This window comes from Pseudomonas sp. RL_5y_Pfl2_69 (assembly GCF_963970465.1).
Lineage (GTDB): Bacteria > Pseudomonadota > Gammaproteobacteria > Pseudomonadales > Pseudomonadaceae > Aquipseudomonas.
Genome location: NZ_CAXAOU010000016.1, coordinates 65,246 through 77,968 on the forward strand (window position 1 = coordinate 65,246; position 12,723 = coordinate 77,968).

Annotated in this window: 9 protein-coding genes; 7 read left to right on the top strand and 2 right to left on the bottom strand. The window is 60.0% G+C overall.

What is annotated here, in order from left to right:
- Window positions 1-84 precede the first annotated feature (84 nt).
- On the bottom strand, window positions 85-1,362 hold the full coding sequence (locus AACY07_RS22425; protein ID WP_339477759.1) for a serine/threonine transporter: 1,278 nt from the start codon (window positions 1,360-1,362) through the stop codon (window positions 85-87).
- Between the two features lie 228 nt (window positions 1,363-1,590).
- On the opposite strand from AACY07_RS22425, the gene AACY07_RS22430 reads away from it, so the two are divergent.
- The 7 genes from AACY07_RS22430 to AACY07_RS22460 all read left to right on the top strand — a co-directional run bounded on the left by AACY07_RS22430 (window position 1,591) and on the right by AACY07_RS22460 (window position 10,368).
- Complete coding sequence (locus AACY07_RS22430) at window positions 1,591-2,121, top strand: DUF4946 domain-containing protein (RefSeq protein WP_339477761.1); 531 nt, start codon at window positions 1,591-1,593, stop codon at window positions 2,119-2,121.
- A 104-nt stretch (window positions 2,122-2,225) separates the two neighbouring features.
- Window positions 2,226-2,672, top strand: coding sequence for a DUF411 domain-containing protein (locus AACY07_RS22435; protein ID WP_037032823.1), 447 nt, complete (start codon window positions 2,226-2,228; stop codon window positions 2,670-2,672).
- 529 nt (window positions 2,673-3,201) lie between these two features.
- The gene (gene glgA, locus AACY07_RS22440; protein ID WP_339477764.1) at window positions 3,202-4,773 is read left to right on the top strand and encodes a glycogen synthase GlgA; all 1,572 of its coding nucleotides are present in this window, start codon (window positions 3,202-3,204) and stop codon (window positions 4,771-4,773) included.
- 59 nt (window positions 4,774-4,832) lie between these two features.
- Entirely contained in the window at window positions 4,833-6,914 is a 2,082-nt protein-coding gene (malQ, locus tag AACY07_RS22445) for a 4-alpha-glucanotransferase (RefSeq protein WP_339477766.1), read from the top strand.
- Between the two features lie 27 nt (window positions 6,915-6,941).
- The gene (locus tag AACY07_RS22450; RefSeq protein WP_133078235.1) at window positions 6,942-7,169 is read left to right on the top strand and encodes a DUF2934 domain-containing protein; all 228 of its coding nucleotides are present in this window, start codon (window positions 6,942-6,944) and stop codon (window positions 7,167-7,169) included.
- Window positions 7,170-7,316: 147 nt separating this feature from the next.
- Window positions 7,317-9,470, top strand: coding sequence for a glycogen debranching protein GlgX (glgX, locus tag AACY07_RS22455; protein WP_339477768.1), 2,154 nt, complete (start codon window positions 7,317-7,319; stop codon window positions 9,468-9,470).
- 94 nt (window positions 9,471-9,564) lie between these two features.
- A complete protein-coding gene (locus AACY07_RS22460; protein WP_339477771.1) occupies window positions 9,565-10,368 on the top strand; it encodes an endonuclease/exonuclease/phosphatase family protein in 804 nt (267 codons plus the stop codon).
- A gap of 121 nt (window positions 10,369-10,489) precedes the next feature.
- On the opposite strand, the gene glgB is transcribed toward AACY07_RS22460, so the two are convergent.
- A complete protein-coding gene (gene glgB, locus AACY07_RS22465) occupies window positions 10,490-12,715 on the bottom strand; it encodes a 1,4-alpha-glucan branching protein GlgB (RefSeq protein ID WP_339477774.1) in 2,226 nt (741 codons plus the stop codon).
- Window positions 12,716-12,723 lie beyond the last annotated feature (8 nt).

Consider the following 12,723-nt stretch of genomic DNA (forward strand, 5'->3'; position numbering starts at 1 on the left):
ACTGGCCAGACTCAAGCCTTGGGCGGCTTGCGAGGGTCAATCACGCAGTGTCGCCGCACAGAACGGCGGCGACAGGGGCAAGGCTCAAGGGATCAGGGAGTACACCAGCGACGAGATCGCGATCAGGCCCACAACCGTGACGAACACGTTGGAGATCTGGCCCGAATACTGGCGCATAGCCGGGACCCGACGAATCGCGTACATCGGCATCAGGAACAGGATGGCTGCAATGACCGGCCCGCCCATGGTTTCGATCATGCCCAGGATGCTCGGGTTGAGCGTGGCCACCGCCCAGCACACCACCAGCATGAACGCTGCAGTCATGCGGTCGAGGTTTTTCGCTGCAGGGCGCTTGCCGGTTTTCAGTACCAGGCCTTTAAGGCCTTCACTGGCGCCGATGTAGTGGCCCAGGAACGACTTGGCAATGGCCACAAACGCAATCAGCGGCGCAGCAAAAGCGATGGTCGGGTTGCTGAAGTGGTTGGCCAGGTAGGACAGGATCGACAGGTTCTGCGTCTTGGCCTCAAGCAGTTGCTCAGGCGAGAGCGTGAGCACACAGCTGAACACGAAGAACAGCACCATCACCACCATCAGCAGGTGGGCGCGGGACAGGATCTGCGAGCTGCGCTCATCGGCATTGGCACCATAGCGGCGCTTCTGATCAACGGCGAAGGCCGAGATGATGGGCGAATGGTTAAAGGAGAACACCATCACCGGAATCGCCAGCCACAAGGTGTGCAGCAATGCAGTAGGTTCAGGCAGCGTGGTCGCGGTACTCAGAATGCCGCCATTCCAGTGCGGAATCAGAAACACCGCCAAAAACAGCAACGCCACAATGAACGGGTAGACCATCATGCTCATGGCCTTGACGATCACTTGTTCGCCGCAGCGCACAACAATCAGCAAGCCCAGAATCAGTACCAACGCCAGGATTGCCCGTGGTGGTGGCGTGATGTGCAGTTGATTGAGCATAAAACTGCCGACCGTGTTGGTCAGCGCTACGCTGTAGATCAGCAGAATCGGAAAAATCGCCAGAAAGTACAGCAGCGTGATCAGGGAACCAGCGCTAAGGCCAAAATGCTCTTCCACCACATCCGTGATATCTGAGCCTTCACGCCCGGAGAGAACGAAGCGGGTCAAGCCACGGTGTGCGTAAAAGGTCATCGGGAACGCCAACAGCGCCAGGATCAATAACGGCCAAAAGCCGCCAAGCCCTGCGTTGATGGGCAAGAACAAGGTACCTGCGCCAATCGCTGTGCCGAACAGGCCCAGCATCCAGGTGGTGTCATGACGGTTCCAGCGACTTAAGGTCGCCGGGGTCTCGTCGAAGCGTTCGTCGACGCTGTTAGCCTGGTCATTCATCCGGTCGAATCTCCGCTAGCCGGTCGTTACCACGCAGCCGGAGCGGACAAGAAACACCTTGCTGACATCGCCCCGGCCATAAGAGGGGCGCGATTGTCCGGGATTAGACATAAGAAGCAAAGGTTTAGCTGAGCAATGGTCGAAAATGATGTCAGGCTGCAAAGCAAGACTTCGACACCTATTGATACACTATTACTGCCAAAATCCTGCCCAAAAGGCCCGAGACCTATGCACGTTGCCCGCCGTTTCCCCGTTTTTATCGGTTTATGCCTGCTTGTCGGGCTCCCCCTGGCCCACGCCGACGGACTGACAATTACCTGGCCCGCAGGCTGGGAGATTCAGACCATCCCCCCTGAGCCCGACGACAGCAGCGTGCGCCAGCGGGCCGTGAAGAACGATGCCAATGGCGATCCGCAGATGGTCATGGAGCTGACCCAGTCGACTCTGGTGCCTGAACACAAGGTGAATATGGAGGCCGTTTTGCTGCAGATGCGCAAAACCCTGCAGCAAAACTTCGCCAAAGGCGGTTATCAGAGCGCTTGCAGCAAAATCAACAGCAGTACCCTGGGGGGCCTGGACGCCTTGCAAACCACCTGCAAAATCACCCAGAACGGCAACCACGTCATCACCCAGACCCTGGTGGCCGCCACTCAGGGCAACAGCGCCTACGCCCTTTCATACGCAGGCCCGGCAGACGGCTACAAAGCCAACGAACCCGAGGTCAAGGGCATCCGTGCAAGCTTGCGACTGACGCCTTGAAAAGCAGCAAGGCAGCTCCAACCTGACAAAATTGTCATCTGGTCATCAGTTACCTGACAGTCGTTAATGATCAGGCTCACATTTTTTACGTATTGAGGAACTCGATGAAAACCCCATTGCGCCTTGTCGCACTCTCGGCCCTGCTGTTGTCCTCGCTGGCTCAGGCCGCCGAACAACTGACCATTGATGTGCACCGCGATGCCAACTGTGGCTGCTGCAAAGCCTGGATCTCCCACCTTGAAACCAATGGTTTCAAGGTCAATGACCATGTGGAAGCCGACATGAGCAGTGTCAAGCAGCGCCTCGGTGTCCAGCCGCGCCTGGCTTCATGCCATACCGGCGTGATCAACGGCAAATTCGTTGAAGGCCATGTCCCGGCCGAGCAAGTGGTGGCATTGACCAAGCGCAATGACCTCAAGGGGATTGCGGTACCGGGCATGCCTATGGGTTCGCCGGGAATGGAAATGGGTGACCGCAAGGACGCGTATCAGGTTATCGGCCTGCGCAACGATGGCAGTGATCAGGTGGTGGCCGAGTATCCCGGCAACTGAGATTTCAGCACGCAGCGCACCGCAATGGTGCGCCCCGTATTGTTTTTGAAATCCTCTGGAGCATTAAGTGACCTGTAGTCGCTGCCGAGGAACGAAGGCTGCGAGCTTTATTGTCCCGTTCGCACGATCAAGAGCTCGCAGCCTTCGTTCCTCGGCAGCGACTACAAAGAAGCGACGCATCACCCGGCACTGAAATAACAGTGACACACATCCCGTGATAGATATTTTTCCTACGCGATAATTATCTTTGTCCTACAAAAAAACACCTCATACACCTAACACCTTGAAGTATCTCTCCTACACTCAACGCTGTCGTGTCTACGGCGTCTAATTGCCGTAATCAGACAATCGAATTTTCTTCGCCCGTGGTAGGTCTACCTAAGGCTGGGGTTGCCATTATTGGTGCATTCCTTGCAGTGCCTTATTCATCTTTTGAGCATTTACGCCATGGATGACATGGCCAATCGCAAGCGGGGAAGTACCGGCCGGGTGGCCGTAAGTGGATCAATAAATATAACGGGAGAAATTCATGATCAGTGCGGCTGCGCCACATCAAGAAGAACGTCTGACCCCGCAAGTGGTGACTGAGCTGTTGTCTCTGCCAGACCTGGCCCCTGCGGGAAGGCCCGAACTGCCGCAGGCAAGTGCCAATCCCAACAAAAAGAAAGTGCTGTTTGTCACGTCCGAACTGGCCGACCTGGTTAAAACCGGTGGTCTTGGGGATGTGTCGGCCGCTCTGCCGCGGGCCATGCGTCACTTGCATGATGTGCGTGTCTTGATCCCGGGCTACCCGCAAGTACTCAACAGCGACAATCCCATTCATATCATTGGCGAACTCGGCGGCCATGCTGCCCTGCCCCCCTGCAAGATCGGCCGCATGGACTTGAAGGACGGGCTGGTCATCTACGTGCTGATTTGCCCCGAACTGTATGAGCGCGAAGGCAGCCCCTACGGCGCCAATAACGGCCGCGACTGGCCTGACAACCATATTCGCTTCGCCCGCCTGGGGTTGGCCGCGGCCGATATTGCGGCCAATCTGGCGCAGATTCACTGGCAACCCGATCTGGTACACGCCCACGACTGGCCCGCCGGCCTGGCGCCTGCCTATATGCATTGGCGCGGCCAGCGTACCCCGACACTGTTCACCATCCATAACCTGGCCTATCAGGGCGTATTCAGCCGCGCCTGCTGCCCGGAGCTGGGTATTCCGCACCATGCCCTGCAGCAGGACGGCATGGAATTTTATGGCAAGTTGTCGTTCCTGAAAGCGGGCATGGCCTACGCCAGCCATATCACCACCGTCAGCGCCACCTACGCCGCAGAAATCACGACCCCGGCCTTTGGGTGCGGGCTGGATGGCTTTCTGGCCAGCAAGACCCAGCAAGGACTGCTGAGCGGCATCCCCAATGGCATCGATGAAAGCTGGGAAGCCACGACCGACCCCCATCTGGTTGCCCCGTTCGGCATCGGTGACTGGGATGCAAGGGCCTTGAACACCGCCCATGTGCGCACCCTGTTCGGGCTGAAACCGTCCAAGGGCCCCCTGTTCGCCGTGGTTTCGCGTCTGGTGTACCAAAAAGGCCTGGACCTGACAGAAGCCGTGGCGGCTTTTATCGTGGCCAACGGTGGTCAGATTTGCATCATCGGGCGCGGCGAGCCCGAAGAAGAACAGACCATGCGCGAACTGGCCCTGCGTTTTCCGGGGCAGATCGGGGTGCGCATTGGCTTCAATGAAACCGATGCCCGACGCATGTTCGCGGGCAGCGATTTTCTGTTGATGCCCTCGCGTTACGAACCCTGCGGGTTGAGCCAGATGTATGCACAACGCTTCGGCTCGCTGCCCGTGGCTCGCAACACGGGCGGCCTGGCCGACACCATCGAGAATGGCGTCACCGGCTTCCTGTTCGATGAGTCCACCGTCGCCAGTTACGAGCAAGCCCTGAAACGGGCATTCAAAGTCTTCAGCTACCCGACACTCTTCAACGCCATGCGCTGCCGCGCAATGGCCGCACCGTTTAACTGGTGCAAGGCCGTTGAACCCTATGCAGAGCTTTATGAACAACTGGTTGCCAAGTCATTGCTTCGCTCCGTGAAGCCGTGAGTGATGCAACCTGCGGATCTGCCTGACGCCCGACCGTTTCTCGCCAAGGGAGCCCGCCAATGAGCGAAGCGCAACTCGAAGTACTCGCCGGCCGAGCCGGCCTGGCCGTTGACTGGATTGATGCCAACGGCCAACCGCAAAGGGTCACACCCAAGGTGCTGGAGGCCATTCTGGCGGGGTTGGGATTACCCGCCGACAGCGCCGAGGCCATTGAAACCAGCTTGCTTAACTTGCAACTGGAGCAACAGAACAAACGTCTGCCGCCCTTGTTGACCGCAGACGTCGGCAAGGCCCTGGACTTGTCACGCTATTTCCAGCCCCACAGCCAGTGCATCGTGCACCTGGAAAGCGGTGATGCGCTGCCGATCCAGCTGGACGCCGACGCCGTGCTGCCGGGCATGATTCCCATCGGCTACCACCGGGTACAGCTGGACGACCAGCAGTTCACCCTGGCCGTGGCCCCGACAAAGTGCTTCAGCATTGCCGATGCCTTGCACCAGTCTGCTCCACGCGCATGGGGGGTGAGCGTTCAGCTGTACTCGCTGCATCGCCACGGCGATGGCGGGTTTGGCGATACCCAGGCATTGGAAACCCTGCTGCAGGCACTCGGTGAACGCGGCGCCGACGCACTGGCGATCAGCCCGTTGCACGCTATGTTCAGCAGCGCCCCCAAGCACTACAGCCCTTATTCACCGTCCAGCCGTTTATTTCTCAACAGCCTGTACGCCGCTCCCGCCAGCATCCTGGGGCAGGAAGCCCTGCACAGGGCCATTGACGCCACCGGTCTTAAAGACGAACTCCACCGGCTTGAACAGTTGCCCCTGATCGACTGGCCTGCCGTGACCCAGGCCAAGCAGACACTGCTGCGCCAGCTCTATAACGACTTTGTGCAGAACGAACACCCGCTCCATGACGACTTCAAGGGTTTTCGCCAGCGGGGCGGCGAAGCCCTGGAAAACCACTGCCGCTTCGAAGCCTTGCAAGAGTCGTGTGTGACCGAGCATCACAGCCTGGACTGGCGTGACTGGCCCGAGCAATGGCGCAACCCCGACAGCCCGGCGTTGCTGCAGTTCGCCGAAGAACATCAGCATGTCATCGCTTACTACGCGTTTTGTCAGTGGTTGATGGATCGCTGCCTGGGCCGTGCTCAAACGGCCGCGAGGGCCAGCGGCATGGCCATCGGCCTGATCGCCGACCTGGCCGTGGGCGCCGATGGTGCAGGCAGCCAGGCCTGGTGTCGCCAGGACGAAATGCTGGCCCAACTGACCGTAGGCGCACCGCCGGACGCTCTCAACCGTGCAGGCCAGGGGTGGGGGATTTCCGCGTTTTCCCCCGAGGGCCTCAAGCGCAATGGCTTTCGCGCCTTCATCGAGATGCTGCGTGCCAACTTTGCCCATGCCGGTGGGCTGCGCATCGACCATGTGCTGGGCTTGCAGCGCCTGTGGGTGATCCCCCTGGGGGCCTCGGCCGACGAAGGGGCCTATCTGTATTACCCGATCGACGATCTGCTGCGCCTGGTCTGCCTTGAATCGGTGCGCCACCAGGCCATCGTCCTCGGTGAAGACTTGGGCACCGTGCCGGACGGACTGCGGGAAAAGCTCAGCGAACGGGCCATCCTCGGTATTCGCGTGCTGCTGTTCGAGCAGGACTACGGCGCGCGCTTCAAACCGATCCTGGACTGGCCCTACGACGCCCTGGCCACCACCAGCACCCACGACCTGCCCACGCTCACCGGCTGGCTGCACGGGCGCGATATCGACTGGAACGAACGCCTGAACCTGGTCGACCCGGTGGCCGCGCAACGCTGGCGCGAGGAACGCCAGCGCGAGTGCGAAGGCCTGGACCGGGCCTTGCGCCAGGATCCACAGAACTTTCAGGAAGAAGCCCAGGGCAACGCCCCGACGCTGGACGCCAGCATCCGTTTTCTGGGGCACACCCGTGCGCCCCTGGTGCTGTTGCCGATCGAGGATGCCCTGGGACTTGAGGAGCAAGCCAACTTGCCCGGCACCGTCAGCGGCCACCCCAACTGGCGCCGCCGAATGCCGGGTGATTGCAACACGTTGCTGGACGCGATTGATGCAACGCAACGCTTCGAACTGCTGGCCTGCGCCCGCCAGCAAGCCCACGAAAGAGACCGATAATTCACCCATGAGTCAAGGAGCTTCGCCATGAGTAACGACGACAAACACATTCGTGAGTTTGCCTACCAGATCTGGGAGTCCGAAGGGCGCCCCGATGGCCAGGAGGCACGCCACTGGGACATGGCTCACAAACTGGCCCAGGCACAAGCCCTGGCCCCGTCCAAGGCCCAGCCACGGGCTGCCAAGGCCAAGGCAGCGCCAAAGCCTGCTGCCGAGAAAAAGCCACGGGCACCGCGCAAACCTGCCTCATCTTGAGAACACTGCGCTGCAGGAGAGTTGAGGTGCCTATGAACCCGTAGCAGCTGGCGCAGGCTGCGGCAACTGCTACGCAACATGAGGCCCTTCAAACAGTGGTGATAGCGCGCGCACGCGCCTCAAGTCCTTAATACGCAGGAGCAGGTCATGAGTAAACACACGTCAGCCGCGCCCACTGGCGACCCCTTGCGCATCCGAGAAGGGCTGCCCTTCCCCCTGGGTGCCACCTGGGATGGATTGGGCGTCAACTTCGCCCTGTTCTCAGCCAACGCCACCAAAGTCGAACTGTGTCTGTTCGACGCCGCCGGTGAAGTCGAGCTGGAACGTATCGAACTGCCCGAGTACACCGACGAGACATTTCACGGTTACTTGCCAGACGCACACCCCGGCCAGGTTTACGGCTATCGCGTGTACGGCCCGTACGAGCCGGAAAACGGCCACCGCTTCAACCACCATAAATTGCTGATCGATCCCTACGCCAAGCAGCTTGTGGGGGAACTCAAATGGTCCGAAGCCCTGTTTGGCTACACCATCGGCCACCCGGACGCCGACCTGAGTTTTGACGAGCGCGACAGCGCGCCGTTTGTACCCAAATGCAAGGTCATCGACCCGGCGCACACCTGGGGCCATGACCATCGGCTCAACGTGCCCTGGGACCGCACTATTTTCTACGAGGCCCACGTGCGCGGCATCAGCATGCGCCACCCTGCCGTACCGGATGCGGTGCGGGGCACCTTTGCCGGGTTGATGGTGGATGAAGTGGTCGAGCACATCACCGGCCTGGGCGTCACCAGCATCGAGTTGTTGCCGGTCCACGCGTTCGTCAACGACCAGCACCTGCTGCAAAAAGGCATGACCAATTATTGGGGTTACAACAGCATCGCCTTTTTCGCCCCGGACCCGCGCTACCTGGCCAGCGGCAAGATCGCCGAGTTCAAGGAAATGGTCGCACGCCTGCACAAGGCCGGCCTGGAAGTGATTCTGGACGTGGTCTACAACCACACCGCCGAAGGCAACGAGCAAGGCCCGACCCTGTCCATGCGCGGCATCGACAACGCCTCGTACTATCGGCTGATGCCCGAAGAAAAACGTTTCTACATCAACGATTCCGGCACCGGCAACACCCTGGACCTGAGCCACCCGTGCGTCTTGCAGATGGTCACCGACTCGCTGCGCTACTGGGCCCGGGAAATGCACGTCGATGGTTTCCGCTTCGACCTGGCGACCATTCTGGGGCGTTATCACGACGGTTTTAACGAACGGCACAGCTTTTTGGTGGCGTGCCGCCAGGACCCGCTGTTGCGCCGGGTCAAAATGATCGCCGAACCCTGGGACTGCGGGCCCGGAGGCTATCAGGTCGGGGGTTTCCCCCCCGGCTGGGCAGAGTGGAACGATCGCTTTCGCGACACCGTGCGCGCCTTCTGGAAAGGCGACGAAGGCCAGTTGGCCGACTTTGCCGGACGCATGACCGGCTCTGCCGATCTGTTCAACCACCGTGGCCGCAGGCCCTACAGTTCGGTCAACTTCATCACTGCCCATGACGGCTTCACCTTGCACGACCTGGTGTCGTACAACGACAAGCACAACGAAGCCAACGAGGAAAACAATCAGGACGGCAGCAACAACAACATTTCGTGGAACCACGGAGTCGAAGGCCCAACCGACGATCCCGACATCAATGCGCTGCGCCAGCGCCAGATGCGCAACCTCATGGCCACCCTGCTCCTGGCCCAAGGCACGCCGATGCTGGTGGCCGGCGACGAATTCGCCCGCACCCAGCACGGCAACAACAACGCCTACTGTCAGGACAGCGAAATCGGCTGGATCAACTGGGAACTGGACAAGCCCGGCAAATCGCTGCTGGCGTTTGTCAAACGCCTGATCAAGCTGCGCCTGCACTACCCCATCTTGCGTCGTGGCCTGTTTCTGGAGGGGCACTCCAGCGAAGCCCCCGGGGTTAAAGACGTCACCTGGCTGGCACCCGACGGCAACGAGATGACCATCGAACAGTGGCATGACGGTCAGGCCCGGTGCCTGGGCATGCTGCTGGATGGCCGGGCGCAAGTGTCCGGGGTTCAACGGTCCGGGGATGACGCGTCACTGCTGATCGTCGTCAACGCGAACCACGACTCGATCAACTTCAACTTGCCCAAAGTGCCCCACGGCATCAGTTGGTCGTGCAAGCTCGACACCACTGACCCGGGCATCAAAGGCCCCCAGCATCTGCCATTCAACAAGCCCTACGAGGTCACGGGACGGTCGCTGGTGATGTTTGAACTGCAACACACCGAGGTGTCGTGAATGTATTGATAAACATCAAGTCCACCCCCATCAAAAGCGGCAGACTACAGCCTTGAGCTTGCCGCTCAAAACTGCCACTGACAGAGGAGTGACCATGCCCGCTGAAGATGTTGTCGGCAATACACTTTTATCTGCCACTACGGCAACAGCGCCTGCTGTCCATCAAATAAAGGTACTGACGGTCAATACGCACAAGGGATTCACCGTCTTCAACCGTCGCTTCATCCTCCCTGAACTGCGCGAGGCGGTGCGCAGTACCGGCGCCGACCTGGTGTTTCTGCAGGAAGTGCTCGGCGAGCATGACAAACACGCATCGCGCTACGAAGACTGGCCAGCCACCTCGCAGTACGAGTTTCTCGCCGACAGTATGTGGAGCGACTTCGCCTACGGCCGTAACGCCGTGTATCCAGATGGTCATCACGGGAATGCCCTGCTGTCCAAATACCCGATCAAGGCCTCGCGCAATCTCGATGTGTCCATCACCGGGCCTGAACGGCGCGGCCTGCTGCATTGCGTCCTGGACGTGCCGGGCCATAGCAATGTGCACGCCATTTGCGTGCATTTGAGCCTGTTGGAAAGCCATCGCCAGCTACAGATCGTACTGCTTAACCAACTGCTCAAATCCCTGCCGCCTGACGAACCGGTCATCATTGCCGGGGACTTCAACGACTGGAAGCAACAAGGCAATGCTGCCCTGCGCCAACGGGACGACCTGCACGAAGTGTTCGAGCGCCATCATGGCCAGGTGGCCAAAACCTACCCGGCGCGCTGGCCGCTGCTGCGTCTGGACCGCATCTACTTGCGCAATGCCACCAGCCACGACCCAAAGATCCTCGGCAACAAGCCGTGGACGCATTTATCGGATCATTTGCCGCTGGCGGTTGAGGTGCATTTGTAGGCCTGCACCTCTCTGTTGTTGGCGGTGCTTCTGTGGGAGTGGGCTTGCTCACGATGCAGGCGGTGCGATTTCCCGGTTGAATCGCGTCGATCCCATCGCGAGCAAGCCCGCTCCCACAGGCTTACACCGGCCGCAGTATCAACACCCCCAACGGCGGCAGATTCAATGCCAGGGACACGCTCTGCCCGTGGCTGGGCACGTCTTCGGTCACTACCCCGCCGCCATTGCCGTAGTCAGAACCGGCATAGGTGGCCGAATCGCTGTTGATCACCTCTTGCCAGGTGCCGGCAAACGGCACGCCGATGCGGTAGCCTGCGCGAGGTACCGGGGTAAAGTTGGTCACCACCAGCAAGGGCGAACCGTCCTTGCTCCAGCGCAGCCAGGCGTAAACGCTGTTGGCCGCATCATCACCGATCAACCACTGGAACCCCTGCGCAACGTCGTCCTGCTCATACAGCGCAGGTTGCTCGCGGTACAGGCGGTTCAAGTCGCTCACCAGCTTCTGTACACCCCGGTGCTCGGGGTATTGCAGCAAATACCAGTCCAGTTGCTGATCGTGATTCCACTCGCGCCATTGCCCGAACTCGCAGCCCATGAACAGCAGCTTTTTGCCCGGATGGGCCCACATGAAGCTCAGGTACGCCCGTAGATTGGCGAATTTCTGCCAGCGATCACCGGGCATTTTGTCGATCAGCGAGTGCTTGCCGTGCACCACTTCATCATGGGAAATCGGCAGGATGAAACGCTCGGTCCAGGCGTACACCAGGCCAAAGCTCAACTCATTGTGATGATGGGCGCGGTACACCGGATCCTGTTGAATGTAATGCAGCGAATCATGCATCCAGCCCATGTTCCATTTATACGAAAAGCCCAGCCCACCCTGGTCGGTGCTTTGACTGACACCCGGCCACGCCGTGGACTCTTCGGCAATCACCAGGGCGCCCGGAACCTCATGGGCAACCACATCGTTGAGGTGGCGCAAAAACTCGATGGCCTCGAGGTTTTCCCGGCCTCCGTGACGATTGGGCACCCACTCCCCTGACTTGCGCGAATAGTCGCGGTACAGCATGGACGCCACGGCATCGACCCGCAGACCATCAATATGGAAGTGCTTGAGCCAGTGCAGGGCCGACGCCAGCATAAAGCCGTGTACTTCGGTGCGTCCCAGGTTGTAGATCAGGGTGTTCCAGTCCTGATGAAACCCTTCAAGAGGGTTGGCGTATTCGTACAGCGCGGTGCCATCAAATTGCGCCAGGCCGTGGGTATCGTTGGGAAAGTGTGCGGGCACCCAGTCCAGAATCACCCCGATCCCGGCCACATGGCAGGCGTTGACGAACGCCGCGAAATCATCGGGCGAGCCGTAACGGGCGGTGGGTGCAAACTGCGACAGCGGCTGGTAGCCCCAGGAGCCGCCAAACGGGTGCTCCATGATCGGCATCAGCTCGATGTGGGTGAAGCCCAGTTGCTGCACATAGGGAATCAGGCGCTCCGCCAGCTCAGGCCAGGTGTACTGACGCGCGACCTCGCCGACATCATCGACCTCACACTGCCACGAGCCCACGTGCAATTCGTAGATGGACAGCGGCGCATCATGACGCTGCAGTTGGGCACGCGCGTGCATCCAGTCATCGTCTTGCCATTCGATGCTCAGGGGCGAAGCTACCTTTGAGGCGGTATCGGGCGGCAACTGGGTGGCCAGCGCCACGGGATCGGCCTTGAGCGGCAAGATCCCCTGCTCGCCCAGAATTTCATACTTGTACGCCTCACCCGCTTGCAGGCGCGGAACAAACAGCTCCCACACTCCGCTCGGATGGCGCAGGCGCATGGGGTGACGACGACCGTCCCAGCCATTGAAGTCGCCGACCACCGAAACCCGCCGCGCATTGGGGGCCCATACCGCAAAACGCACGCCGTGCACGCCTTCAACGTAGATCAGTTGCGCACCGAAACAACTGCTCAGATCACGATGATTGCCTTCGGCAAACAGATACAGATCCATCTCACCCAGCAACGGGCCAAAACTGTAGGGATCTTCGCTGACTTGCACAGCGTCGCCCCAGTCAACCTGCAGCAGATACGGCCGGGTTTGTGCGAAATGCCCGGTATACAGGCCAGGCACTTGTGAAGCCTCAAGACTGCCAAGCCGTTGTCCGTCATCGCGGGCGAGCACATCCACACTCACTGCGCCCGGCAGAAATGCCCGAATATACTGCCCGCCCTCGCCATCCCCATGGGGACCCAATACCGAAAACGGATCGGCGTGCTCTGCCCGTGCCAACGCCTCGACATCCGGGTCTGCGGGTGACAACGAGTCTTTACCTTTACCCGTTTGCTTGCTCGAAATCATGCTGTTCT

Coding starts and splice junctions, on each gene's coding strand:
- AACY07_RS22425 (WP_339477759.1), bottom strand. CDS start 1,362: ATGAATGACCAGGCTAACAGCGTCGACGAACGCTTCGACGAGACCCCG.
- AACY07_RS22430 (WP_339477761.1), top strand. CDS start 1,591: ATGCACGTTGCCCGCCGTTTCCCCGTTTTTATCGGTTTATGCCTGCTT.
- AACY07_RS22435 (WP_037032823.1), top strand. CDS start 2,226: ATGAAAACCCCATTGCGCCTTGTCGCACTCTCGGCCCTGCTGTTGTCC.
- glgA (WP_339477764.1), top strand. CDS start 3,202: ATGATCAGTGCGGCTGCGCCACATCAAGAAGAACGTCTGACCCCGCAA.
- malQ (WP_339477766.1), top strand. CDS start 4,833: ATGAGCGAAGCGCAACTCGAAGTACTCGCCGGCCGAGCCGGCCTGGCC.
- AACY07_RS22450 (WP_133078235.1), top strand. CDS start 6,942: ATGAGTAACGACGACAAACACATTCGTGAGTTTGCCTACCAGATCTGG.
- glgX (WP_339477768.1), top strand. CDS start 7,317: ATGAGTAAACACACGTCAGCCGCGCCCACTGGCGACCCCTTGCGCATC.
- AACY07_RS22460 (WP_339477771.1), top strand. CDS start 9,565: ATGCCCGCTGAAGATGTTGTCGGCAATACACTTTTATCTGCCACTACG.
- glgB (WP_339477774.1), bottom strand. CDS start 12,715: ATGATTTCGAGCAAGCAAACGGGTAAAGGTAAAGACTCGTTGTCACCC.